This is a genomic window from Pseudomonas helleri (assembly GCF_001043025.1).
Lineage (GTDB): Bacteria > Pseudomonadota > Gammaproteobacteria > Pseudomonadales > Pseudomonadaceae > Aquipseudomonas > Aquipseudomonas helleri.
On the sequence record NZ_JYLD01000001.1, the window covers coordinates 22,784 to 48,286 of the forward strand.

The following is a 25,503-nucleotide window of genomic DNA, read 5'->3' on the forward strand; positions in this document are numbered from 1 at the left end:
GTTGAGTTAACCCGCGTCGATACAATCGCGAGCAAGCCCGCTCCCACACACATCAGTCCCGCTCAAGAATCGCCGTCACACCCTGCCCACCGGCCGCGCAGATCGAGATCAACCCTCGGCCCTGCCCGGCCGTGGCCAGCAACTTGGACAAGTTGGTGACGATGCGTCCACCCGTCGCGGCAAACGGATGCCCAACGGCCAGCGAACTGCCTTTGACGTTCAGCTTGCTGCGGTCAATGGACCCCAGCGGCGCCTCCAGCCCCAGCCTTGTTCGGCAGTATTCGGCGTCTTCCCACGCCTTCAGCGTGCACAGCACCTGCGCAGCAAAAGCCTCATGAATCTCGTAGTAGTCAAAATCCTGCAAGGTCAGGCCATTACGCGCCAGCAGCCGTGGGACCGCATACACCGGCGCCATCAGTAACCCTTCGGCTCCGTGTACGAAATCCACCGCCGCCGTTTCGCCATCACGCAGGTAAGCCAACACCGGTAACCCCCGCGCCTTGGCCCACTCTTCACTCGCCAGCAACACCACGGACGCGCCATCAGTCAGCGGCGTCGAGTTACCCGCCGTCAAGGTGCCTTTGGCGCTGCGCTCGAACACCGGTTTTAGCGCGGCCAGCTTCTCCAGGGTCAGCTCGGGGCGCAGGTTATTGTCGCGGCGCAGCCCCTGAAACGGGGTGAGCAAATCGTCTTCCCAGCCCTCGTGATACGCCGCCGACAACGCCTGATGGCTGTGCAAGGCCAAGGCATCCTGCTCGTTCCGGGGGATATGCCAGGTTTGCGCCATCAACTCGCAGTGCTGGCCCATGGACAAGCCGGTGCGCGGCTCGCCATTACGCGGGAAGGCCGGTTTCAAAAAGCTCGGGCGCAATTGCAGCAAGGCTTTGACCTTGTCCAGCGGCGCCTTGGTGCGATTGAGCTGCAACAGCCACTTGCGCAGGCCGTCATTCAGGCCAATCGGCACGTCCGAGGCGCTGTCGACACCCCCGGCAATCGCACAGTCAATCTGCCCGAGGGCAATTTTATTGGCCACCAGCAACGCCGCTTCCAGGCCGGTGCCGCAGGCTTGTTGCAGGTCATAGGCGGGGGTTTGTGGCGACAGGCGTGAGCCCAGCACGCACTCGCGGGTCAGGCTGAAGTCCCTGGAGTCCTTGAGCACCGCCCCGGCCACCACTTCGCCCATGCGCAACCCGTGCAGGTTGTAGCGCTCAATCAACCCCTCCAGCGCAGCGGTCAACATCGTCTGATTGCTGGCCGTCGCGTACGCTCCGTTAGCGCGGGCAAATGGAATTCGATTACCGCCAATAATGGCTACTCGACGCAAACTCATAAGATGTTCCCTATTCTTTCAAGGCCATTGATCGTTACAAGCGTAGGTCCTATCGCTGATAACGAACGACCATGACGTGTTTGTGGTCAACCCTTTGAACCCCATCTGTCGGAGAGTGTTCCATGTCAGACCGTTATATCGACTTTGCCAACTCATCCATCGGCCACCGCGTGGTTGGTGCATTGGGTCTGCCGTCACCGGTACGACTGGAACGCTGGCAAGCGGGCCGCCTGCGCCCGGTAGAAGGTGCGCTGTTGTTGGGGGGCGGTGCATTGGCCGCGACGATCGGGGCTTTTGCGCAAAAACTCACCGATGCCGTATTCGCCTACGGCCCCGGCGAGTGGTCGGCCAACCCGTGGATACCCGGCCAGGGGCCCAAGCTCAAAGCCGTGGTGTTCGATGCCAGCGAACTGCTGCACACCGACCAGCTCAAACAATTGCGAGAGTTCTTCCAGCCACTGCTGCGCAGCCTGGCGCCCAGCGCGCACATCGTAATCCTCGGCCGCGCCCCGGAAACCCAGCGTGACCCGTTTGCCGCCAGCGCCCAACGCGCCCTTGAAGGCTTTGCCCGCTCATTGGCCAAAGAGCTGCGCAGCGGCGGCACCTTGCAACTGCTGTATGTCGGCGAAGGGGCAGAAGACCAACTAGAAGGCGCGCTGCGCTTTTTCCTCTCGCCCAAAAGTGCCTTTGTCAGCGGCCAGGTGCTGCGCCTGAGCCCCTGCGCCACGCAGGTGCCGGACTGGACGCGGCCACTGGCCGGGCATAAAGCCTTGGTTACAGGCGCAGCGCGGGGCATTGGCGCGTCGATTGCCGAAACCCTGGCCCGCGACGGCGCCGAGGTGGTGTTGCTCGACGTGCCCTCAGCCAAAACCGATCTCGATGCACTGGCCGCGCGCCTGGGCGGGCGCAGCCTGGCCCTGGACATTTGCGCCGCAGACGCCTCCGCGCAATTGGTCGAACACCTGCCGGACGGCATCGACATCGTGGTGCACAACGCCGGCATCACCCGCGACAAAACGCTGGCCAACATGACGCCCGAATATTGGGATGCCGTGCTCGCGGTCAACCTCAATGCGCCGCAAGTGCTGACCAAAGCCCTGCTGGACAGCGGCACCTTGCGCGATAACGGCCGGGTGATTTTGCTCGCGTCCATCAGCGGTATCGCCGGTAACCGCGGGCAAACCAACTACGCCGCCAGCAAGGCCGGGCTGATTGGCCTGGCCCAGGCTTGGGCGCCGCTGCTGGGCGAGCGCGGCATCAGTATCAACGCCGTTGCGCCGGGCTTTATCGAAACCCAAATGACCGCGCATATTCCGTTTGCCCTGCGCGAAGCCGGGCGGCGCATGAGCTCACTGGGCCAGGGCGGTCTGCCACAAGACGTCGCCGAAGCCGTGGCCTGGCTCAGCCAGCCGGGCTCGGGGGCCGTCAGCGGGCAAGCGTTGCGGGTCTGTGGGCAAAGTGCCTTGGGGGCCTGAATCATGACCGTGCATTGGCTCGACCTCAGCGCCCCGCCGCACTTGCCCGCGATGTATGCGCAAGCGGCGGCCAAACGCAAAATCACCGGCAGCACCCTGCCGGAGCAAGGCTTGCGCTGCTGGGTCGACATTGACGCCCAGGCGCTGGCGGCCTTTCGTGACGTTTGCGCGATTGCGCCCAGCCCTTTATTGCCGCCGACCTACCCGCATGTGTTGGCGTTCGGCCTGCAAATGCAGTTACTGACCGACAAAGACTTCCCCTTCCCGCTGCTGGGGCTGATACACCTGACCAATCGGATCCGGGTCTTGCGGCCCATGGGCGGTGTGACCCGGTTGCGCATCGGCGTGTTTGTGCACAACCTGCAAAAACACCCCAAGGGCGCCACCTTTGACGTCGTGACCCAAGTCGACGATCAACTCGGGCCACTCTGGGAAGCTGAAAGCACACTGCTGTGCAAAGGCGTCGACTTGCCCGGCGAAGTGCCAGCAACCCCGACCTTTAGCCCTATCGCCTTGACCGAACTGACCCGCTGGTATGCGCCGTCGAATATCGGTCGCCGCTATGCCAGGGTCTCGGGCGACTACAACCCCATCCACCTCAGCGCCGCCAGCGCCAAACTGTTCGGCCTGCCCAGCGCCATCGCCCACGGCCTGTGGCTCAAAGCACGTGCGCTGGCAGCCCTCAACGCGCACCTGCCAGCGGCCAATGTCGAGATCAGCGTTGCGTTCAAAAAGCCGGTGCGATTGCCCAGCGAAGTCATCTTGCTGAGCAGCGATGCAGGCTCAAGCGGCGACTTCCAGCTCAACGGGCACGGGGATCTGGTGCATTTGATTGGCCAGTGGCGACCTATCAGCTGAGACATCAACGTGTAGGAGCGAGCTTGCCTCGCGATCTTTTGATGGTTTAAAAGATCGCGAGGCAAGCTCGCTCCTATACGGGGTTTGCGCTTTTTGCTCATGCCTTTCACTTGCACCAATCTGCATTCAGTCGCAAGCTTTGCTCCTTCTGGAGAACCCACCCGCGATGAACCTCGAAGAACTCACTCAGCGCATGCACCGCATCCGCGATAACAACGACTGGAAGCAATTTCACAGCCCGAAAAATCTGGCCATGGCGGCCAGTGTCGAAATGTCCGAGCTGGTTGAAATTTTCCAGTGGCTCAGCGAAGACCAATCACGCCAATTATCCGCCGACAAACTGGCCCACGCCGGGCAGGAAGTCGGCGACATCGTGCTGTACCTGTTGCTGTTATGCAGTGAGTTGGGGCTGGACATGGATCAAGTGGTGCGCAGCAAACTGGCCGACAATGAAAGGCGTTTTAGCAAATGAGTGACCGTCACTTCGATCAACTGGCCACCCGTTTTGCTGAAAAAATCTACGGTGGGGCCAAGGGCGCGATTCGTCTGGCGGTGCTGCAGGCCGACCTTGAAGAGGCGCTGCCTCAGCGCCCGTTGCGGGTGCTGGATATCGGCGCCGGGCTGGGCCACATGTCGCTGTGGCTGGCCGAGCGCGGGCATGATGTGACACTCGCCGAACCGGCCGCACCGATGCTCGAAGGCGCACGCGAGCGCTTTGCCGCTGCGGGCCAGACCGGCACCTTTATTCAGGCACCGTGGCAAGAGCTGCTTGGGCAACTGACCGAACCCTATGACCTGGTGATCTGCCATGCCGTACTCGAATGGCTGGCCGAGCCCCACACCATCCTGCCGGTGTTGCACCAACTGACCGCCAAAGATGGTTGGCTGTCGCTGGCGTTTTATAACCGCGACGCCCTGATCTACCGCAACCTGCTCAAAGGCCACTTCCGCAAAATGCGCAAGAACACCCTGGCCGGTGAAAAGCAAAGCCTGACCCCGCAAGAACCGCTCGACCCGCGAGAACTGGCCAGCGCCCTTGAAGGTCTGTGGCAGGTGCAAAGCCAAAGTGGCGTGCGGGTGTTTCACGACTACATGCCAGTAGAGTTTCAAGCCCGCGCTGACCTTGAAGCGCTGGTCGAAATGGAGCTGGCCCACCGTCGCCATCCTGCCTTCGCCGGGCTGGGACGTTATCTGCATTGGGTATGCCGCCCGGTTTAACACCCGCATGGGGAGATGATGATGTATCGCCGCGTTGCCTTGCTCGCTGTAAGTCTGGGATTGGCTGCGTGCCAGAGCCCCAACCCGTATACCGCCAGTTCCATGCCCATCCCGCCTGCTCCGCCGCAAGCGGCCAACACCCTGGACTTGAGCGCCTACCCGGCGCCGCCACGGGACTACGGCCGCTATCAAAGCTGGGCCTGGCGCAACAACCAATTGCCGGCCGGGTCGGCCTGGGCAGACTCCGCACAAATTGCCGAAGCGGTCAGCAATGCCCTGGACCAGCGCGGATTGCGCCCTGCACAACCTGGCCACCCCGCTGATTTGTGGGTGAGTGCAGATTTACACACAGAAAAACGCTTGCGCCAGGTTCAGGACGACTATGGTTATGGCGGCATGTACGGCGACCGTTATGGTCGCTATGGCAACCAGTACGGCATGTACAACAGCGTACCGGTTGTGCGCACCTATGAAGTCGAAGTGATGGTTGTACGGCTCAATCTGTATGACGGAAAAACAGGTCAGCCGATCTGGAGTTCAAGTGCAGAAACCAGTAGTAAAGGCAGCCTGAGCGAACGCAGTGACGCCCTGCGCGAATCACTGAACAAGGCAGTGCAGGCTTATCCTCCCCATTAAAACTGTTTGTTTAAGCGGAGACTCATCATGTTAGGACGCATTGCTTTACTGGGACTGGCCCTGCTGCTTAGCGCGTGCAACAGCCTGCAGGTCACCCATGACTACAACCCGGCAGTCAATTTTGCGCAGTTCAAGACGTGGGCCTGGAAAGACCCGGCCGTGCAATTTTTACCCGACACCCCGATGGTTAAAAACGGCCTGACAGCACAACGCGTGGTCATGGCCCTGAGCAGCCAGCTGGATCAGCGCGGTCTGACCCAGGCAGCGCCCGGCGCCAAACCCGACCTGTGGGTACAAACCTATATGGTCGTGGCCAACCGTCAGGAACAGGTCACCAACTACAGCTATGACGGCGGACCTTGGGGCGGCCCTTGGGCAGGACCATGGGGCGGTTACTGGGGTGGCAACTATTGGGGCGCACCGGCATACGCCGAAACCCGCAATATCGTCTACCAGGTGGGCACCTTGCAGGTGGACCTGATTGACGCCAAAGACGGCAAACTGGTCTGGCGCGGCAACGCCGAAAAAGTCGTCGACGAAGATGCCACGCCTGCAGAGCGTAGCGCGGCGATTTCCAAGGCAGTCAGTGAAATCATGAGTAATTACCCACCCAAGCCAGGGCGTTAATTAAATCAAGCCAACTCACTAACAAAGTATATAACTGCGAAGTATTAATACTTTAGTCAGTGAGTTGGCCCTACTCTTCTCTCTTTACAACCTTTCATCCAACAGTTCCCATTAGTTGCACGCGCGGGCCTTATAAAGTGTGCAACTGGCCAGCATTCTGATCACTCCTTGACTACACTCGCTAAAACTTTAGAGCGAAGCGCTGGATAGTGTTCCAGTATCAGGAGTGCTCAATGTCTCCCCCCTTACGTCGTGCGTACTTCAACGGCCCCCGCCAACAACACGGGGCGATTGGTTTAATGGCGGCACTGACGCTGGGGATGGTGCTGATCTTTATGTTGCTGGTGGTCGACGGCGGCCGCCTCTACCTTGAACAACGCAAGCTGCAGCGTGTTGCTGACATGGCGGTGCTTGAGGCGGTCAGTCGGGGTGGCAGTTGTGCTGCCACCCCGTCGACCGCCACGCTGTACGCCACCCAAAGCGCCGCCCGCAACAGCTTTGTCCCGGCCGGCACGCAACAAACCCTGAACGCCACCTGCGGCACCCTGGTCACCGTCAACCAACTGCGCACCTTCCAGCTCGACCCCAGCAAAAGCGACGCTATCCGCGTAATTGCCACTAACACCATCCCTACCAGCATTGCCGGTGGGGTGTGGGATTTGGTGAGCAAGGGGACGTTGTCGACGACCACGAAGTTGACGGCGAGTGCGGTGGGGAGCAGGCCGGGACCAACGTTGGCACAAATCAGTATTCGCACCACCTTGGCCACGGTAAATACCTCGCAGTCTCCACTGCTCAATAATTTATTCTCGGGGTTGTTGGGCGGGAATGTGTCCATCTCGGCAGTTGGCTGGGATGGTTTAGCCAAAGCCAACATAAACTTGCTGCAATATTTGAATCAACTTGCAATTAACTTGGGTGTCAACGCAGGCGATTACACAACCCTGCTTAATACAAACGTTACTGTCACCCAGCTCATAAAAGCAGCAGCATCCGTTGCCACGCTTAACGGCGCAACACTTGATGTCCAAACTGCGTTAGCCAACCTGCAAGTAGCCGCCATCAACAACACACCCTTAAAAGTTGGAGACCTGTTAAAACTACAAACAGGCACATCCTCTGCTGGTTTGGATACAGACTTGAATTTGTTCTCTCTTATTCAGGCTGCCATTCAAATTGCCAATAAAAATAACGCCGTGGCTGTGAGCCTTCCTATCAATATTCTTGGCCTTGCAAAGGTGACGACTACCGTCAAAGTGATTGAACCACCCCAGTTTTCGGCAATCGGAAACCCGGCCACAGATCGAATTTACGTCCGTACAGCGCAAGTGAGATCTCTGATTACCATCGAGCTCCCCATTCTCAATACTGTCAGTGCGCTTATAAATTTAGTCACAGATCTGCTGTCAGGCCTTACTGCAATTCTTCAAGGACTGATCTGCGGGCTGGGGCTGTGCGGGACCACATACGATACTAAAATTCTGCCTCCTCCATTAATTCTCAGTATCAACCTGGATTCGGGAGGAGCAGATGCTCTGGTGACCGGGTATACCTGCCCTACCGGGACCTCTGGCAGTAAAAGTCTTACGGTTCAGGCCAATACCGTTCTAGCCAACCTGAATATCGGAAGCATTGATGCCAGCAAAGCATTTTCTTCTTCTAACCCGGTAACCGTCACCCCGTTACCCATCGTGAATATCATCAGCAAATCAAATTGCAGCCTGCTGGGGGGGTGCACCTATAAAGATTATGGGGGGGGTGGAATTGCGCTCATGGCTACATTGCCCATTGCTAAAACACCCAGCACTTTAATTTATTCAGCGGCTACAAATTCGGTTCCGCCGAATCTTAAACAGCCTCCTATGGCTAAATTTGCCAGCCCGACTACGAACATCGTAGATAGCTTAAGAAGCACTATCAGTAATGTGCCGATTAAACTTTATGCGCCAGTAGACGGGACGGGCATTTTGAGTGCGCTCGCAACGGGGTTAACGAATGCTGTTAATACTACGCTCCAGTCGATTGTAACCCTCGTCTCAGGACTCATAACCGGGATACTAAGCCCTCTACTCGACACACTACTCAACAACCTGCTGTCACTGTTGGGCGTTAACCTGATGGCCACCGAAGTCGACGCTAACCTCTCCTGCGGCCAGGGTGGCCCCGCCCAACTCGTGCTCTAACCTTCAACCACCGGCAATTCCACACAAAACCGGGCTCCGTGCCCGGTGTTGCTGACGCTTAACCGGCCGCCCATGTTGTCGATAATCCCGTAGCTCACAGACAACCCCAGCCCAGTGCCCAGGCCGACCGGTTTGGTGGTGAAGAAGGGCTCAAAGATCCGTTCCAGCAGGCGCGGGTCGATGCCGCCCGCATTGTCTTCCACCGTCACACGCACGCTGTTGTCACTCGCGCCTGCGGTCAAGGCGATCCAGGGGGTGAACTCGTGGTCGGTTTCGCGCTTGCTCATCAGTGCATCGCGGGCGTTGATCAACAGGTTGATCAACACTTGTTCCAATTGGTCGACGTGGCCGCGCACCTGCAACGCATCGTTCAAACACTCAGTGCGCAACTCAATGCCTTTGCCGCGCAAGCCTTCGCACAGCAAGGCCAGGGCGCCTTCCAGCGCTTGCGCCGGGTTGAAGGCTTGTTGCTCGACTTCTGAACGTCGGCCGAACACGCGCATGTGGTCGACCACCCGCGCTGCCCGTTGGATCTGGGCATCGATGCGGGTGAGTTTGTCTTGCAGGTAGTCGTGCTCCACATCGCCGTTGCTCACGCGCTTGAGCATGTTGGCGATGGCCATGCGCATGACGTTCAATGGCTGATTGATTTCGTGGGCAAGGCCCGTGGCCATTTCACCCAAGGTGGCCATTTTGGCGCTTTGGGTCATTTGCTGTTGCGAGCGACGCACGTCGGTGTTGTCGCGGCCCACGGCCTGGACTTCGAGCAACTGGCCCTGGGCATCAAACACACCCCGGTCCGACCACACCCACCAGGCATACTCATGCCCCGGCAGTTGCAAGCTGATTTCGGCGGTACTCACCGGGTTTTGCGGGGTTAACCGGGCAATGCGCTGCATAAATTCCGCGCGCTGTTCGGTCGACAACCAACTGCCCAGATTCACCCCCGGCAATGCCTGCGGGGTGCACTCCAGGTACGCCGCCAGCGGCTGGTTGCCAAAGGTCAGGGTCAGGTCTGGCAGATAACGGCAAATCATCGCGGGCGAGTCTTCGACCAGCACCCGATAACGCTCTTCACTGCGCTTGACCCGTTCAGTGGTTTCGGTGGCTTCGGTCACATCCAGCCACAACCCCACCGCCTCGATCGGCAGCCCAAGGTCATCGCGCAATAATTTGGCCTCGTCCAGCAACCAGTGGTAGTTGCCCTTGCTATCACGCAGGCGATACCGACGCCGGGCGCTGCCAAAGCGCAACAGTTGGCGGGTGCGGTCAAAGTACTGCTCGCGATCGTCAGGGTGAATCCACTCGATCAGCCCGGCCCCCTGGCTCTCGGCCAGCGTCCAACCCAGTAACGGTTGCAGGCTGGCGCTAAAAAAGGCGGGCACTAACGCTCCTTTCTCATAGCGCTGCACATAAATCACCGCCGGTGAACTGGCGATCAGGTTGTCCAGCCGCGCATGGGCGGCCGTCGCTTGCAGTTGCTGACGTTTGATTTCACTGACATCCAGCATAAAACCGACGATACGCCGCTGGCTGCCCGTGCCGACCGCTTGCCCCTGAATCCGATACCACGGGGTCGGCCCCGCGTTCTGCGGCAGGTCCAGACGCGCAACCACCATCAGGTCTTTGCCATGTTCAATCAGCTCATCAAAACGAATACTGAGCTCATCGCGATCGGCCGGATGAAACAGCGCCAGCCAGGCTTTGCAGGTTAAGGGCGTGTGCGGGGCCGACAGGTTTTCGGCCAATTGCGGCGCCAACTGCACCTGCTCGGTGGCCGTCGACCACTCCCACCAACCCGTGCCCAACAAACCTTCCAGCGCTTGCACCCGCTCACGGTGCTCGGCCTGTTGCTGCTCGCGCAAGCGCTCCAGCAAAGGCCCGGCCAAGGCGGCGCACACGTGCGACCAATCGCTCTCTCTCATCAGCGCAGGGCGCGTAGAAAACCCCAATAACAGCCAAGCACTGAGCCCGCGCTGATCGTGATAAGGCATGCACAAGCCATCGGTCGCGCCCAGCAGGTTGCGAAATTGAAACGGTTGCTCGTTGGCAGCGGCCTGGCCTGAATGACGTGATCCACTGAGACTGTCCAGCGCGCTACCCAGGCTTTGCCCCACCTCCCACAAGTGCGCTGCGCCGGGCGCCTGATAAACGCTAAAGAGGCTCCAGTCCGGCTGCCCTTCTTCATGTAGCGCCAGGGCGATGCACGGCACCTGCCATTGCTCGCCGATGCGTTGCAACGACTCCTGCGTCACCTGCGGCAAACGCGCCATGCTGCATAAGCGTAATTGCCTGGCCAGGCTCAAGCTCAGTTGCATGCAAAGCTCACGGTTGTGGGCTTGCTGGCCTTCGCGGCGCAGGTCGCTGATGTCCAGCAACTGCAACAGCCAGCCGTCAGCGTGTGGCTGAACCCAACCGCGGGTGTGCATCACAGAACCATCAGCGCATTGGAAGTCCAGATCTAGGCTGTGCCCCAACCAATCGGCCGGGGTCCCTTCAAGGGCCTGAGTGCTGCCCGGCACCAAATAATCGAGCAATAAACGCGTAGCGTCAGCGCCGCTGACCGGCTGCACACCGAAACGCTGAGCGCCGTGCACCTCCAGCACCCGCCCCTGATGATCGAGCAACAAGTGCAAGGCCGTGTCCTTGCCGGGTTGCGCTGCACGGTGCTCAGGCAAAGGGTCTTGAGCGCGGCCCGAGAAGCGCCCAAACGGCTTGCCACCCAAGTTCAAAACTGCAGGCTCGACTGGGCCGACAAGGTGTCCGGCAAGCTCGGCACTGTGATGCCACCCGGCAGTTTGAGCACCGGCAGAATGTTGCTGAGCGTTGCGGCAGGGAGGCTAACGGTTACGGTCAATATTCCCGCGCTGTACACCGCCGTTTTACTGATATTGGTGGTCATCGCCGTGGGCATCCAGCCCAGTTGCTGGTCCAGCACGCCCTTGGCCACCGATTCGACCTTGGCCTTGTAATCTGCCGTTGCCAACGTCGGGTCCACCGCCATGCTGCGGCGCACCGCCTCTGCCGTCGACTGGTTAAAAGACTGCATCAGCAGCAGCGGAAAGCTGTAGCTGAGCACGCCATACAGAACTGAGAAAAAGATCACAAAAACCAGGGCGAACTCAATCGCCGCCGCGCCTTTTTGTGAGTGGGGAAGGTCAACTTTCATGACTGCGTCTACCCTGACAATTCACCGTGATATCAGCATAGAATCATTCGAAGAAAAGGGACGGGAATACGTGATCCATTTAGCGGTTTTATTCATTTGGTTTACCGCCTGCGCTGCCCAAGACCTTTACCAACGTCACATCGCCAACAGCCTGACATTTGGCGCCGCAGCCCTGGCGTTGGTGTACCTGCTTTGGACCGGCACCACCTGGCTGGGCGCCAGCGCGGCTGAAGGCGGCTGGGCCCTGTTGATTGCTTTAGTCCTGACCTTGCCCGGCTACGCCCTGAACAAACTGGGCGCTGGCGATGTAAAACTGTTGATGGCACTCGCACTGGCAACCGATCGTCCGATACTGCTGGGCACGTTTATTGGCGCAGGTCTTAGCGCAGGGCTGTGGTTTTGGCTCGCGCCAAAAGTGCTCCCTCTATTGAATCAACGTCTTACCCATCCCCCCGGCGAAAACATCAAAGGCGCGTCAAAAAAACTGCCCTTCGCCCCTTTTCTTTTATGCGGCTTCAGCTTGTCCGTTTTGTGTCTAACCTAATCAAAACGAAGGATTTATTACATGTACAGCGTAGGAAACTACGTCTATGTTTCCTGAACCCCTCGCCATTCACGCGAGTGGTTCAGGACGTCTTAAATTGGCTTGCCAGGCATGGAGTAGCGCGTGAACAAGCTCACCTCAAAAATAAAAGTGTTAGTGGTCGACGATCAGCCGTTGATTGTCGAAGAACTCAGTGAGTTCCTGGAAAGCAGCGGTTACCGTTGCGTGCCTTGCGAATCAAGCCGTGAAGCCGTGGAGGCGTTTGTCGCGGATCCCGAGATAAGTCTGGTGCTGTGTGACCTGCACATGCCCGACATGAACGGCATCGAATTAACCCAGCATCTGCAGAAAATTGCCGGTAAACACCGCCTGTTTGAAAGCATCCTGTTGACCGGCCATTCCGACAAACAGGACGTGATCAAAGCCTTGCGCATTGGCATTGCCGACTACTACCCCAAACCGGTTGACCTTGCGGAATTGCTTGAGGGTATTCAGCGTCAGGAGGCCGTACTGCGCGAACGGCAAAAGAACGAGCATCTGGGGCATTTGAACCAGAAGTTGCAGTACTTGGCTGAGTCTATCGACGACCTTTATCAAGACATGGAAACGGTTCGCCATCCGCCGCCGTTCAAGAGCACTGTGGCTGCGGACGACGAAGCCTTGAGTGACCTGCCACCGATTTTCAAGCAGTTGTCACCGCGCCAGCTGGACGTGGCCAAACTGGTGGGCAAGGGGCAGACCAACTACCAGATCGCCTGTGATTTGGGCATCACCGAAAACACGGTCAAGCTCTATGTGTCCCAGGTGTTGCGCCTGACCCACATGAACAACCGCACCCAGTTGGCGCTCGCCCTCTCCCCCAGTGCATCCGCCCAACAGCATCGGCAAACGGCGCACTGACCACAGCCTGTAGTCGCTGACGAGGAACGAGGCTGCGATGGGTTGCACAGCGCCCCCACACGGCGGTCCTGGACCCGCATCGCAGCCTTCGTTCCTCGTCAGCGACTACAAGAGCGGCTTGGACCTGTAGTCGCTGACGAAGCATGAGGCTGCGATGGGTTGCGCAGCGACCCCACACGGCGGTCCTGAGGCCCGCATCGCGGCCTTCGTTCCTCGTCAGCGACTACAAGAGCAGCTTGGACCTGTAGTCGCTGCCGAAGCATGAGGCTGCGATGGGTTGCGCAGCGACCCCAGACGGCGGTCCTGTGGCCCGCATCGCAGCCTTCGTTCCTCGTCAGCGACTACAAGAGCAGCTTGGACCTGTAGTCGCTGCCGAAGCATGAGGCTGCGATGGGTTGCGCAGCGACCCCACACGGCTGTCCAGGGCCCGCATCGCAGCCTTCGTTCCTCGTCAGCGACTACAAGCATGAGGCCGCGGCGACAGTGCCTTATTGCTGCTTGGCCTTACCGCCTTCGTCTTGTTTGTAGTACTCAGGGATGGGGTGGGTGTAGCTGTCCAGCCAGCGTTGCAGGCTGCGTTCGCGCTCGGCCGGGGTCGCCACCTGGCGTTCCTTGGACTGGGCCTGACCACTGACTTGCAGCTGCAACCAGCGCTCGGTTTCCTGCTGGTACTGGGACGCCGGCCCCGGCTCTATCGCCAGCACGCTCAGCGGCAGCATGCCCAACAACACGGCCCAACGAATTGAACATTTCATGGCAAACCTCCAACGCGTTATTTGATTGCAGCCACCTGATGACTGGCCGGTTTGGCAGCCTGGGTTTTCAGGGCCTGGGCCCTGGCTTGTGCATCACTCACTTGTTCAGGGGTCAATTCAGCGCGGCTGGCCAGCTCCGCCGCCTGGTTCCATTGGTCCTGATAGATGAGCAAGGTGACCAGGTTCAACGCCGCCAATTGATCCGACTGCTTAAGCTCCAGCGCCGTCAAAAACTCAAAACGCGCTTCGTCGGTGCGCAGTTGGTTGAGGTACACCACGCCCAGGTCATTGCGGATTTTTTCGTCCGTGGGCGCCGCTTGCGCTGCACGCTCAAGGTAGGACGCCGCCAGCGTGTTATCGCCTCGTGCTGCCGCCAACTGGCCCAGGCCATGATCACCTTCGGCGCTCAAGCAGGTGCCGAGCAGCCCGCGGTACAACGGCCCGGCTTCAGGGCGGCCCAACTGGCGATAGATCCGCGCCTTGCGCAGTTGCACTTGGGCGAAGCCCTCCGGCAGGTTTTGCAAGTTGGCCAGGCTGGCGTGCAGCTTGCCCTCCTTGGCCATGTCGTCGGCCAGGTTCATCGACAGTTCCTGATCATCGCTCAACTTGCCGCAACTGCCACCGCTAAAGGCGGCCCACGGCGGGTTGCTCGGCCCCCCGGTGGCACATCCCCCCAACATCAACAGCGCACACACGGCCATGACTGCTTTCATGCTCATACTCCTGATCAAGAGCCAAAGGCCCGTGCGATAGCAATAAAACTCGGCCCGCCCAACACAATCAGCAACGCCGGAAACAGAAACATCATCATCACCACCGACATCTTGGCGGACATTTTTGAGATGTATTCCTCCATGCGGGTGAGACGTCGGTCATCCAACAGGCTTTTCAGTGACTGCAACGATTTCATCGCGCCACCGCCCTGCTGAAGCAATTGCTTGAGAATCACGCAGGTGTCGTCAAACTCATCCACCGCCAGCAAACTGGCCGCCTTGTCCAGTTCCTGGCTCAACTCCAGGCCCGAGTCCACGCGGGCCAGCACCAGCCGCAACTCGCCTGTGAGCACCGGCAACAGTTGCCGGGCTTCGATGCTCAACACGCGCAACGCTTGCTCCACCGCCATACCCGACTCAAACAAAATGCGCAGCAGCGGAATAAACGTCGACACCTCCACCGCCGCCGCTTCCTGACGCTTTTTAGCGACGTGGGCAAGCATGCGCTTGGGGATCAAATACCCCAGCGCCAAAGCAAACAGCAGCACGATCATCAAATAGCCGGAACCCGGGTAAAACAGTTCATGCCCCAGAAACGCCAGCCCGGCCACGGCCACCGGCGTACCGACCTGGAATGCCGCAAACAGCGAACGTTGGCTTGCCGTGCGCCAGCCCACGCGGTTCAGCAACACTTGGGTTTCGTTGTCCATCGACACCGAGCGCTGGCCAAACTTGCTGCTGCCCAATGCGCGCATCCACACGCTGATTTTCCCCGGCCCGGTCTTTTCGCCTTCCAGGCGTTGCACCACCCGTTGTTGGCGCAAGCGCTGTTGAACCGCGCTATGGATCAAGACCCCGAGGCCTGCCAACAGCAACACTGCGCAAATCAGCAAGGCCATGTCATACGCTCCGTACCATGCGCCACAAGGCAAAACAGCCAATGGCTTGCAAGCCAAACGCGGCAATCAGCAAGTGTTGACCACTCGCGTCGTGCCACATATTCACCAGAAAGGTCGGGTTGGTGACCATGAAATAGCCGCCCACCAACAGCGGCAACAGCGCCAGCACCAACGCCGTGACCCGCGTTTCGCCGGTCATGGCCTTGAGCTTGCGCGCCCCTGATTCACGCTCACGAATTAACACGATAAGGTTTTCCAGCAGTTCGCTGGCGTTGCCGCCGTAGCGGTGGTTGACCTTCAAGCCCAGGGCAAACATGCGAAATTCATCGCGCTCATACAGCTCGGCAAAATCCTGCACCGCCTCGGGCAAACTCACGCCCAACTGCACGTTGCGCGCCACACGACTGATGCTGTCTTTGAGCGGGTCATGGGAGGCCTCGATGGCATTGAGCACCGCATCGGCCAAGGTGCGCCCGGCCTTCAGGCTGCGCACGCAGTGGTCGAGCAATTGCGGCAATTGCTCAACCATGCGCTTGACGCGACGCTGGTAACGCCAACTGACAAAAAGCTTTACGCAGACCGGCGGCGCGACCAGGAACACCAGAAAAAAAAACCAGCCGCCCAGTAGAGCCGCCAATGCCACCGCCCCGGCCCAGATCAGCAGCCACAACCCCAAACGCTCCGAAGGGCGACCCAACCCCGCCTGCAAAAACGCCCGGTCCAGCCACTCGACACCCAGCGCCTTGTCCGCCAGTTGCGGGTGGCCTTCGGTCAAGCGGCCCAGCACCCGGCTGGTGGTGGGATCGCGCAAGGCGCGGTAGACCAGGTTCATCGACATCATGAACATCATCAGGCTGATCGCGAACAGTATCAGGGCCGGAATCATGATCTGCGCCTCAGCCGTTGGCATTCAGAATCGGGTCGCGACGCAACTTGTCGCTTGCCGGGTTCAGTGCCTCACGCACAAAGCCAAAGCCGGTGCGTTTGTCCAGCCGGAACAAGGTGTTGGTGACGTACACATCGTCACGCACGCCCACCACTTCCAGCACTTCACTGACACAGCGGCGCCCGTCAGACATACGGGTCAGCTGGATAATCACGTCGAGGGCGGCGCAGATCATCTGGCGCAGGGTTTTTTCCGCCACCGTACGGCCGGTCAAACCCACTAGGGTTTCAAGGCGCAACAAGGCGTCTTGCGCGGTGTTGGCGTGCACGGTACTCATCGAACCATCGTGACCGGTGTTCATCGCCGTCAGCACATCGAGCACTTCTACGCCTCGAATCTCGCCGAGGATAATGCGGTCCGGACGCATCCGCAGGGCGTTGCGGATCAGGTCGCTGGATTTGACTTCACCGTGCCCTTCGGAATTCGGCGGGCGGGTTTCAAGGCGCACCACGTGGGGGTGGCCCAACTGTAATTCGGCCACGTCTTCGATGGTGACCAAGCGCTCGTGCGGGTTGATCAATTGGCTGAGGATATTCAGCAACGTGGTTTTGCCGGTGCCGGTGCCGCCGCTGATCAAAATGTTGCAGCGCTTGCCCACCGACTCCTGAAAAAACTCATAGATCGACTGATCGATGGTTTGCATCGCCACCAGGTCGCTGCTTTTGAGCATGTCTTTGCGAAACTTCCGGATCGACAGGCAGGGACCGTCCAGCGCTATGGGCGGGATGATTGCGTTAACCCGGCTGCCGTCGGGCAGCCGTGCATCGACCATGGGTGACGACTCATCCAGGCGCCGACCGAGCGGCGCCAAAATGCGCTGCATCACACGCTCGACGTGATGATCGTCGATAAAACGCAAATCGCTGTGACTCAACAGACCGTCGCGTTCAACAAACACATGGTGCGGGCCGTTGACCAGAATCTCGGTAACGGCGCTGTCGCGCAGCAGCACTTCCAGCGGCCCGAACCCCGTCAGCTCGTCAACGATTTCCTCGGCCAGACGTTCCATCTCGTAGCGCGAAATGGCCAGGTGCAAACGCGATACGTATTCGGCCACGCGGTCGGTGACAAACTGCGACAAGGCATGGCGCGAATCTTCCAGCAGGTTTTTGCCGCTCTCCTCGATGGCGTCGATGATGTAACGGTGCAGCACCATTTTCAGGCCGTCGTGGTCGGCGCGCCCGTCCTTGTGAAGCCCGGAACCGAACAGCTGCTCTTTGGTCATTTGGACCCCCACAGACGGTTAAGCCATTTGTCCGCGACGGAGGACGGTTTGCCCGACGCCACAGAGCGCTTGGCCAACTGTTCACCGATCTTTTTCAAGCCTTGGCTCAAGGCCTCGCGCGGCCCCAACTCAAACAACGTGACAGCCTGATTTTTCGCATTGAGGCGTAACTCGGCGCTCAGCGGCAACGAGACCAGTACCGGTAAATCAAAACTCTTGGCCAACGCATCGACATCCGGAGCAATCCCCCGCAGGCAGCGGTCGACCACCAGCCCCGTGTGTTCGAGTTTCATGCCCTTGTTGCGCCAGAGGTTAAGTACATCCAGATTGCGGCGGCAATCGAGCACGTTCTGATCGACGTACCAGAGCAACTTGTCGCAGTGAGTCACGAACGTGCGCAGCGCCTCCCCATCCGGCTGACCGGTGAGGTTCACCACAATGTGCTGAAAGTGCTGACGCAAGGCACTGAGCAACATGTACAACTCGGCGGCGCTGGTGTGCTCCAGAGGCTCATCGGCGTTGCTGTGGGCCAACACCCGCAAGCCGTCCGGGGTTTTGGTGAACGCACTGTCGATCAAGGTGCTGTCCAGGCGCCGAAGATGGCGCAGCGCATCGCCAAAAAAGAACGAGCTTTCAAGGCCCAACAGCGCCAGGCCGTCGCCACGGGGAATGCCCAAATCCAGAAACAGGGTTTTCTGCCCGCTCTTTTGCACCACCAGCGCCAGGTGGCTGGCCAGCAGCGCGCCATCGGCGTTGCATTGCGCGCTGAACAACACGCTGAGGCCGCCCAACTCGGTATTCGGCGTCACCGGCGGCAGGCGCTTGCTCAGCCGCCGTACCAGCCCCGCCACTTCACTGGAGCGCGAGCCATAAGCGACAAAATCCCGGGCCCCGGCACGCATGGCATTGAGCACCAACTGGTTGTCCATGCCATCGCCCAAGGCCACGATCGCCAGCATTGGCTTGGCCTCCAGCGCGCCTTCGATCAACGCGCACTGGGCCACCACTTTCTCCCGATCCAGCCCCACAAACACCAGCCCGGCAAAGGTCACGTCAATCAACGCGAGCAGTTCATCGAGGCTGCTGGTACCCGCCCCCACCACTTGGCCCAACGGCGCCAACGCGCCCTGCAGCCACTCAAGGTCGGTGTTGTTGCGCGTCAGCGCGAGAAACGTCTGGCTCAGGCTCTGGCTCATTGGGATAACCCGCTACGGCGATTGAAATTGCCGTTTTCAAGGAAATACAAGCGATACCAGTTGGGGTCGTAATTGCGCAGTTTTTCGCCCGGCATGCTCGGCAGGGGCGCATTGGCAGCCAAGGGTTGAACCAGATGCGGGGTCACGATCATCAGCAGCTCTTTTTCTTCGCGGCTGATGTTCGAATCGCGGAAAAACGCCCCCAGAATCGGCACGTCACCCAGCCCCGGGAATTTGTTCACCTGCGAGGTGTTGCGCGTACTGATCAAGCCGCTGATGACAAAACTTTCGCCATCGGCCAGCGAGATGCTGGTGTCGGTACGGCGCACGTTGAGCCCCGGCACCAGGGTCCCGGCGATGTTCACCGCGTTGGTGTAATCCAGCTCGCTGACTTCGGGTGCGACCTTGAGCAGGATGCGGTTGTTGCCGACCACGGTCGGGGTCAGCGTGAGGCGAATACCAAACTCCTTGTACTCGATCGACACGTTATCGCTCCCGCTGCTCGGCACCGGGATCGGTACTTCGCCGCCCGCCAGAAAGGTCGCACTTTGCCCGCTCAATGACACCAGGCTCGGCCGCGCCAGGGTGTAGGCAAAACCGCTGCCCTCCAGCGCATTGATCAAGGCGCGAACCCGACCACCGCCAAAACCAATGTTGAAGTTTTTGCTGTTGGCGACCGGGCCGCCGGTGATGATGTTTTCAGCGTTGGTGATGAATGAGTTCGGAGAACCAAACAGAAAGTTGCTGCCCTGACCAAAGATCGACGTGCTGGCTTCCTGCAGCTTGGTCCGGCTGACCTCGACAAAGCGAATGTCGGTTTGCACCTGGCTGAGCAACGCCGGGTCTTCTGAGGGCGACACGGAGGCGCTGGTAAAGCTTTGGGTGGCCTTGCCCTTGACGAACACCATGCTCTGGCGCGGGGTTTTCGAACAGGCGGTCCAGACCATCAAGCTGGTGGTGCCCGGCGCAACACCGGTGAGCAAAAAGGCGTTGGTGCCGTTGGCATGCACATCGGCAATGCCCGGATCACCGACAGCAATGCGCGTAATGGCAACCGGCGAATCCAGTGCTTGCTGGATGCCTTGCCCCACTTCCAGCACCGCTGGCAATTGCCCAAGCGCTGAGCAATTGGAGGGCGCGGCCAAGGCCATTTCAAAAGGCAAGCTGCTTAGAACCAGAGTCCAGACAGCTCGTTTGTACAGCGCTACACAACGATGGCTCATAGGGTCTTCCTTGCAGATCAGGCTTTTTTTATTGAGCAGGCTGTTGGGCCGTTTGGTTGCCGCGAATAATTTCGATGCCCCGCGCACGCGGAACGACGCCGCCGCCAGGGTTCGCCACCGGGGCGACTTTTGCCGGGCCGGTAAAGGCCAATTGGTTGAACTGATAAAGGTCGCGTCGGGCGTTCTCCAGCTTGCCTGGGGCGTCTTGCTCACCCGCCCAGTACTTGCTCAAGCGATCTTCCTTAGCGCTGCGCACGGCCAGGCGCAAGGTGCCCGCCTGGGCTGCGAGCATCAGTTGGCTGAGCAGCGGCGCGGGAACGGCCAGCACGGCCGAGCGTGCCGTGGCCCGGCGCTGCACTTGCTTGAGGGCTTCGTCGGCACTCAGCGCCGCCTTGGTTGACTGACCGTCGCTGCTCTGCCCCACCTCATCCCCCACGCTCAACACCCGCACGGCCGGCACTACCACTTGCGCCGACTGCTGCGGGTTGGACTGGTCCTCGCGCAGGGACAACAACACGTCTACATAATCGTCGGGAGACAACTGACCGCTGGCGCCGATCACTTCATCAATGGCCACCGCCAGTGCGCGCTCATCCGGGCGAATCATCCGCGCCAGCGGCCCTCCGACTTCAAAGCTTTGTTCATTCAGCCAGGTGCCCGCACTCAGGCTGCGCCACGGGGCACGGCCCACCACCTGATCAACCGAGGCAAAACTGCCTGCGGGCGCCGTGTGCAATTTTTCAAGGGTCACATCGTCGGCCGTCAAGGCCACATGCGGGGCAACATCGCGTACCAGCACCACCACAGGTTTGCGCGTCTGGTCTTCAACCGTGGCGACACTCTGCTCAACGACCTGAGTTACCGGTACCTGCGCAACCGGCTGCTGGCGGGTTATCACCAAACCCCAAAAACCCGCGGCAATGGCACCGATAAACAAGAGCGCGGCCAGGATCAAACTGCGTCGGTTATTCATTAACACACTCCCTTTGCCACTCTGTACTGCACATCAGTAAATCCATTCGCTTATCGGTCGCTATGACAGGTATTATTATTGCGACCATTTCGCTATTTGAAAGTAGCGCACACAAAGCAAAATGCCATTAGGCAACTCAAAAAAAATAGAGTGCCGCCGAAGACCTTGATTTACCGTAACTTTCACATGGACACTTTTGGATTAATACTTTTGCATTAGTGCTTTTTAACAGTTGATGGATTCCCTTTTCTTGCCAATGCTGTGATGGCAAATAGTAATTACGTCGTCCCCTTGCTGCGAAGTGCCCTCTTTGGTGCACCCAGGAGAAATCAGATGTTTACCAATACCGTTCTGAAAGTCTATGTTCCGACCCAACTCTTCGTGGCGCACCATATCAAGCAATTTACAAAGCGCACTGAAGGGGCGTCGGGTATTGAATACGCCATTATTGCTGCCATGGTTGCGATTGCTCTCGCTGCCTTTGTGACGCCTATTTCTACTCAAATCAAGGCCATGTTTACCACTATTCAAACGGCGGTGACTAAACCAGCCGGTTAATTCAAAGGCTGTTTCAAGGTATGGACAAACTGCTGTCATTGCGGCGCTCTCAGGAGAGATCAGATGTTTTCAACAACTGTTCTGAAACTCTATGTTCCGGCCACTGTGTTTCTGACACGACAAGCCAAGTTGTTTTCCCAACGTACAGAGGGTGCTTCGGGTATTGAGTACGCCATTATTGCGGCGATGGTCGCTATTGTTTTAGCGGCCTTCGTCACGCCAATATCAGGCGCAATCAGTGCCATGTTTACGACGATTAAAGACGCTGTTACCAAACCTGCTTAATCCCATGAACAGCCGATCTAAACGCCAACAGCTTCTCTTGGTAGACGACGAAGAGGACGCTCTGCTGGAGCTGGCCGAACTGCTGGAGGGCGAGGGCTTTTGTTGCTTTACGGCAACCTCAGTCTCACTCGCCCTTCGGCAGTTGACCGTTCACCCGGACATTGCCTTGGTCATCACGGACCTGCGCATGCCCGAAGAAAGCGGCATTGCATTAATCCAGCGCCTGCGAAATCACACCGCTCGACAACACTTGCCCGTGATTGTTATTTCCGGCCATGCCGACATGGACAATGTCAGCGACTTATTGCGTTTGCAAGTCCTGGACTTGTTCCGCAAACCGATCTATCACGACCGGTTGATCCACACCCTCAATTACTTATTCCCCGTCTCCAAACTCTACTCAGTCCGCCCATAACCCCACCTACTACTGTAGGAGCGAGCTTGCCTCGCGATCTTTTGATTGTTTAAAGATCGCAAGACAAGCACATCCTTATAACTGATAACTAAAGCTCAAGGTATAACGCGGCCGACGATTAAAACTGTCCAACGCCATATCCGACATAGGCTTGGCCACTTCCAGCGATATATTGTAATAACGCTTATCGCCAAAACGCAGCCCGACAGCAGCAGATGACATATCAGAGCCTTTAAGCGGAAGTTCGTTAAACCAGGTTTTCGCCTTATCCAATACAGCATAAGGCTGTAACAGTTTCACCCACTCACCGTCGCGATTGAAACTGTAGTTGATTTCATAGGCCACACCCCAGCCTTTATCACCTGACGCTTGATCATCGGGATAACCACGGCCAAAATTTTGACCGCCGAATACGGCACGCTCACTGTCCGCCAATGTATCGTCACTCCAATACAAAGCACCCGATACTACGCCCTGCCAATTATCGAAAAACGTATCACTTTGAACACCTGACAATCGCAAGCGAAAAAAATCCAGATCATAGTGATTGCCGGTCAAGTTACTTTCAGTCTTGGCCCCCAACCCATTAATCCCTTGATATAAACCTGCACTGACAATCCGCAATTGTTGGCCCGTGGACTTGCGCCAATCCCCTTCAACCGCAAGAGCCCGTACATTGGTTTTTTCGCTGATGGTTTGCGAATAACCGACGATGTCGTAATCGGTTTTATCGTTCACTCCGTATAAACGGCCCGCAACGCTTAACCATTGGTCAGGCGCGACGATCAGCGGGTGGCTGACGCCAATCGAAAAGCGGTCATTTTCGCGGTGGGGCTTGAGCTCAAAACCGTCACTGGTCGCAATACTGGTGGCCGGGTCACTGCGATAGCGCGTGCCATACAGGCTCAACTGAGTGCCCTCGGCGTTCAGGTACTGACTGTAATCAATGCGGTAGTAGTGCTCTTTGTCGTGCCCCGGCGGGAACAGCCCGCTCACGGTCAACTGCTCGGCCATGGCGGTTTGCGAGTTGCTGTTGACGCTGAACAGGGCCTGGGTACTGTCGCGGCTGCCTTCGACGAGGTTCATGCCGGTGGTGAACGGTTTGCGGCTGGCCGTGACGTGCAGCGTCGCCGCCCCATCGGTGGTGCCCGGCGGCGGCACTTGCGCCTGCAATGTCACCCCCGGAATACGGCTCATCAGCGTGGCATAGCGATCAAAGGTTTTACGGGTTAGCGGGCGTTCGCCCTTGAGCTTGTCGACCAGCTCATCAATAAACCCTTTAACCCGCCCGACATCACCCTCCACCTGGTAATCGCGGATATACCCCTCGACCAGCACCACTCGCACCAGGCCCTGATCAAAGTTCTGCGGCGGCAAAAACGCGTACGACAACAAGTACCCATCGGTTTGGTAGCGCTGGGTGATGGTGCGCGTCGCTTCAATCAGCTCACTGAGGGTAATTTCATGCCCCAGCAGCGATTTATAGGCGGCGCCCAGCTCTTGCAGCGGGTACACCGTGCCGCCCTCGATCTGCAATTTGCGGATGGTCAGGCGGGTGCTCATCATCAAGGGCTGGGCGTCGGTCGCGGCCGGTTTGGGCAGCTTTAAGGCAGGTGTTTGCGGGCGATAGGCATCCACCGGCAAGTTGGGCGCGGGTAGCGACTGCAGGGTTTCGTTGCTGTTGAGATAGCGTGGAAGCGGTTCAGCACCCACGCACGGGGCCAAGGCCAATAACAAGAACGGGACATAAGTTCGCATATGACACTCCATGGTCAACAACAGCGGCTTAATGGCCTGGACGCGCCATTAAGCAATGACGCTGTCCAAACAGCAGTCCTACAACCTGGATACAAAAAAAAGACGAGGGATTCATGACAATCCCTCGTCTCAACCAAGCGTAGGCGTTGTAGGTATGGCCGTCGAACCGGCCAGGTGCAATTTCGTCAGTTTTTCTTGCCCAAATTACCCAGCCCGCCAACCACGCCTCCAACCAAACCTGTGACCAGGCCAGTTCCCGAACTTGCACCCGCACCCGCGCCAGCACCTGCTGCGGCACCCGCTCCGGCACCGACACCCGCACCTGAGGAAGAAGTACCTGCTCCCACCCCGACACCGGCGCCTACGCCCACCACCGCACCCACTCCGCCACCCAGCAAGCCGCCCACACCGCCTGTACCAGCGCCCGCTCCAGTGACGGTATTGACCACCCCGCCAACCGTGCCGGCAACACCGCCCACCAGGCCACCCACCGCACCGCCTGCGCCCGTACCGGTGCCTGCACCGCCAACGGCACCTGTTACGCCACCCAGCAACCCGCCGATGCCTGTGCTGGAGCCTGTACCGGTACCTGTTCCAGCCGCAGGGTTCACATAACCGCCCGCCTTGTCAGCCACACCGCCGACACCGACCAACGCGCCACCGACCAGATTGGTGACCGGGTTTTGATCGCCCACGCCGGTCACTTTGTTGCCAACGCCGGCCACCACTCCACCGACTTTGTTCAGCAGGCCGTCAACCGGTGCGCCCAACCCTGTGGCTGTGCCGATTTGCCCGGTGGTTTTTTCTACCAGCGAAATCACCGGCACCAGCACCTTGTCATTGACCCCGCCGGTTACTTGGCCCAATTGCCCGCTGGTGACATTGGTGGTCAGCGTATTGCCGAGCATGGTGACCGTGGTCCCGACTTTATTCACCAGGCCGCCGGTGACATCCGTGACGTTACCGGCAACGCCGCCCACGATCGGGATCTGGCTGATCGGTGTGTTATTGATTACCCCGCTCACGCCCTGGCCCAGTGAGGACACCCCTTTGCCGATATCAGACACGGCATTGGTTGCGCCAGCGACAGTGATGCCCAGTGAGTTTTTATCTGTACCAATCGTGCCCAGGCCTTTATCCAGGCCGTCGGTAATGGACGTCACCGCATTACCGGTGTTGGTCACCAACCCGCCTGCCGCGCCCACCACAGGCACCGTTGTCAGGGTGGTGCCCAAGTCGCTGACAGTCGAACCGACACCGCCGACAGCGCCGCTCACCTGGCTGATAACTTGCCCGGTGACCAGAGGCGTGTTGCCGGCGCCGTTATTGCCGCCTCCGTTGTTGCCACCGCCGTTATTACCACCACCATTGTTGCCGCCACCGTTATTACCGCTGCCGTCACCACCGCCGTTATTGCCGCCACCGCTACCATCACCACCGCCGCCCGTACCGGCATCGGGCGTACTGGCTTCAACATGACTTTTAGAACCGCCACCGCCGCTATGGCAACCAGCCAGGCTGACGGTCATCACTAACAAAAGGGCTGTACTTGTTTTTAACCACAGTTGAGTGTTCATGATTATTCCCTTGCACCTGCTTAGCCAGAGTTCGAAGGCT

25 protein-coding genes are annotated in these 25,503 nt (G+C 58.8%); 12 read left to right on the forward strand and 13 right to left on the reverse strand.

The annotated features are described in order from the left end of the window. Positions 1–52 precede the first annotated feature (52 nt). Entirely contained in the window at positions 53–1,330 is a 1,278-nt protein-coding gene (locus TU84_RS00110; protein ID WP_048366473.1) for an acetyl-CoA C-acetyltransferase, read from the reverse strand. Positions 1,331–1,452: 122 nt separating this feature from the next. Here TU84_RS00110 and TU84_RS00115 point away from each other — a divergent pair, with 122 nt between their 5' ends. From TU84_RS00115 to TU84_RS00145, 7 genes are all read left to right on the forward strand, one after another. After that, a complete protein-coding gene (locus TU84_RS00115; protein ID WP_048366474.1) occupies positions 1,453–2,805 on the forward strand; it encodes a 3-oxoacyl-ACP reductase in 1,353 nt (450 codons plus the stop codon). 3 nt (positions 2,806–2,808) lie between these two features. After that, positions 2,809–3,663, forward strand: coding sequence for a MaoC family dehydratase (locus tag TU84_RS00120; protein ID WP_048366475.1), 855 nt, complete (start codon positions 2,809–2,811; stop codon positions 3,661–3,663). A 166-nt stretch (positions 3,664–3,829) separates the two neighbouring features. Next, complete coding sequence (locus TU84_RS00125; RefSeq protein WP_048366476.1) at positions 3,830–4,135, forward strand: nucleotide pyrophosphohydrolase; 306 nt, start codon at positions 3,830–3,832, stop codon at positions 4,133–4,135. Continuing rightward, on the forward strand, positions 4,132–4,881 hold the full coding sequence (locus tag TU84_RS00130) for a methyltransferase domain-containing protein (RefSeq protein WP_048366477.1): 750 nt from the start codon (positions 4,132–4,134) through the stop codon (positions 4,879–4,881). The genes TU84_RS00125 and TU84_RS00130 overlap by 4 nt, the downstream gene beginning before the upstream one ends. Positions 4,882–4,902: 21 nt before the next feature. After that, the gene (locus tag TU84_RS00135; RefSeq protein ID WP_048366478.1) at positions 4,903–5,517 is read left to right on the forward strand and encodes a DUF4136 domain-containing protein; all 615 of its coding nucleotides are present in this window, start codon (positions 4,903–4,905) and stop codon (positions 5,515–5,517) included. A gap of 27 nt (positions 5,518–5,544) precedes the next feature. Beyond that, the gene (locus tag TU84_RS00140; RefSeq protein WP_048366479.1) at positions 5,545–6,144 is read left to right on the forward strand and encodes a DUF4136 domain-containing protein; all 600 of its coding nucleotides are present in this window, start codon (positions 5,545–5,547) and stop codon (positions 6,142–6,144) included. 233 nt (positions 6,145–6,377) lie between these two features. Further along, a complete protein-coding gene (locus TU84_RS00145) occupies positions 6,378–8,327 on the forward strand; it encodes a pilus assembly protein TadG-related protein (protein WP_048366480.1) in 1,950 nt (649 codons plus the stop codon). Here the strand turns inward: TU84_RS00145 and TU84_RS00150 are convergent. Together TU84_RS00150 and TU84_RS00155 are read right to left on the reverse strand one after the other, a co-directional pair. Next, positions 8,324–11,059 (reverse strand): PAS domain-containing sensor histidine kinase, encoded by a 2,736-nt coding sequence (locus tag TU84_RS00150; protein WP_082148594.1) that lies wholly within the window; start codon positions 11,057–11,059, stop codon positions 8,324–8,326. The two genes, TU84_RS00145 and TU84_RS00150, sit on opposite strands and share 4 nt — an antisense overlap. Further along, a complete protein-coding gene (locus tag TU84_RS00155) occupies positions 11,056–11,496 on the reverse strand; it encodes a TadE family protein (RefSeq protein WP_048366481.1) in 441 nt (146 codons plus the stop codon). The genes TU84_RS00150 and TU84_RS00155 overlap by 4 nt, the downstream gene beginning before the upstream one ends. 70 nt (positions 11,497–11,566) lie before the next feature. On the opposite strand from TU84_RS00155, the gene TU84_RS00160 reads away from it, so the two are divergent. Together TU84_RS00160 and TU84_RS00165 are read left to right on the forward strand one after the other, a co-directional pair. Next, a complete protein-coding gene (locus TU84_RS00160; RefSeq protein ID WP_048366947.1) occupies positions 11,567–12,040 on the forward strand; it encodes a prepilin peptidase in 474 nt (157 codons plus the stop codon). A gap of 123 nt (positions 12,041–12,163) precedes the next feature. After that, the gene (locus TU84_RS00165) at positions 12,164–12,940 is read left to right on the forward strand and encodes a response regulator transcription factor (RefSeq protein ID WP_048366482.1); all 777 of its coding nucleotides are present in this window, start codon (positions 12,164–12,166) and stop codon (positions 12,938–12,940) included. Between the two features lie 488 nt (positions 12,941–13,428). Here TU84_RS00165 and TU84_RS00170 read toward each other — a convergent pair whose 3' ends face one another. Genes TU84_RS00170 through cpaB form a run of 8 tightly spaced genes read right to left on the reverse strand, consistent with a single transcriptional unit; the run spans position 13,429 to position 20,870 of the window. Beyond that, positions 13,429–13,695: a DUF3613 domain-containing protein gene (locus tag TU84_RS00170; protein ID WP_048366483.1), complete on the reverse strand. Its 267-nt coding sequence runs from the start codon at positions 13,693–13,695 to the stop codon at positions 13,429–13,431. A 17-nt stretch (positions 13,696–13,712) separates the two neighbouring features. Beyond that, on the reverse strand, positions 13,713–14,408 hold the full coding sequence (locus TU84_RS00175; protein ID WP_048366484.1) for a tetratricopeptide repeat protein: 696 nt from the start codon (positions 14,406–14,408) through the stop codon (positions 13,713–13,715). 14 nt (positions 14,409–14,422) lie between these two features. After that, entirely contained in the window at positions 14,423–15,307 is an 885-nt protein-coding gene (locus TU84_RS00180) for a type II secretion system F family protein (protein ID WP_048366485.1), read from the reverse strand. 1 nt (position 15,308) lies between these two features. Then, positions 15,309–16,193, reverse strand: a complete 885-nt coding sequence (locus tag TU84_RS00185) for a type II secretion system F family protein (protein ID WP_048366948.1) — start codon at positions 16,191–16,193, stop codon at positions 15,309–15,311. Positions 16,194–16,203: 10 nt separating this feature from the next. Then, positions 16,204–17,478, reverse strand: coding sequence for a CpaF family protein (locus TU84_RS00190; protein ID WP_048366486.1), 1,275 nt, complete (start codon positions 17,476–17,478; stop codon positions 16,204–16,206). Beyond that, positions 17,475–18,674 (reverse strand): pilus assembly protein, encoded by a 1,200-nt coding sequence (locus TU84_RS00195; protein WP_048366487.1) that lies wholly within the window; start codon positions 18,672–18,674, stop codon positions 17,475–17,477. The genes TU84_RS00190 and TU84_RS00195 overlap by 4 nt, the downstream gene beginning before the upstream one ends. Then, the gene (locus TU84_RS00200) at positions 18,671–19,897 is read right to left on the reverse strand and encodes a type II and III secretion system protein family protein (RefSeq protein ID WP_048366488.1); all 1,227 of its coding nucleotides are present in this window, start codon (positions 19,895–19,897) and stop codon (positions 18,671–18,673) included. Before TU84_RS00200 ends, TU84_RS00195 begins: the two co-directional genes overlap by 4 nt. Before the next feature lie 28 nt (positions 19,898–19,925). Beyond that, positions 19,926–20,870: a Flp pilus assembly protein CpaB gene (gene cpaB / locus TU84_RS00205; RefSeq protein ID WP_048366489.1), complete on the reverse strand. Its 945-nt coding sequence runs from the start codon at positions 20,868–20,870 to the stop codon at positions 19,926–19,928. Between the two features lie 333 nt (positions 20,871–21,203). On the opposite strand from cpaB, the gene TU84_RS00210 reads away from it, so the two are divergent. The 3 genes from TU84_RS00210 (at position 21,204) to TU84_RS00220 (ending at position 22,128) form a co-directional block, all read left to right on the forward strand. Next, the gene (locus TU84_RS00210) at positions 21,204–21,428 is read left to right on the forward strand and encodes a Flp family type IVb pilin (protein ID WP_048366490.1); all 225 of its coding nucleotides are present in this window, start codon (positions 21,204–21,206) and stop codon (positions 21,426–21,428) included. A 63-nt stretch (positions 21,429–21,491) separates the two neighbouring features. After that, on the forward strand, positions 21,492–21,713 hold the full coding sequence (locus TU84_RS00215) for a Flp family type IVb pilin (protein ID WP_048366491.1): 222 nt from the start codon (positions 21,492–21,494) through the stop codon (positions 21,711–21,713). Between the two features lie 4 nt (positions 21,714–21,717). Further along, entirely contained in the window at positions 21,718–22,128 is a 411-nt protein-coding gene (locus TU84_RS00220; protein WP_048366492.1) for a response regulator, read from the forward strand. Between the two features lie 75 nt (positions 22,129–22,203). Here TU84_RS00220 and TU84_RS00225 read toward each other — a convergent pair whose 3' ends face one another. Beyond that, the gene (locus TU84_RS00225) at positions 22,204–23,886 is read right to left on the reverse strand and encodes a ShlB/FhaC/HecB family hemolysin secretion/activation protein (RefSeq protein WP_048366493.1); all 1,683 of its coding nucleotides are present in this window, start codon (positions 23,884–23,886) and stop codon (positions 22,204–22,206) included. 185 nt (positions 23,887–24,071) lie between these two features. Then, positions 24,072–25,463 carry a collagen-like triple helix repeat-containing protein gene (locus tag TU84_RS00230; RefSeq protein ID WP_048366494.1) on the reverse strand — a complete coding sequence of 464 codons (1,392 nt, stop codon included), beginning with the start codon at positions 25,461–25,463 and terminating at the stop codon, positions 24,072–24,074. Between the last annotated feature and the right edge of the window lie 40 nt (positions 25,464–25,503).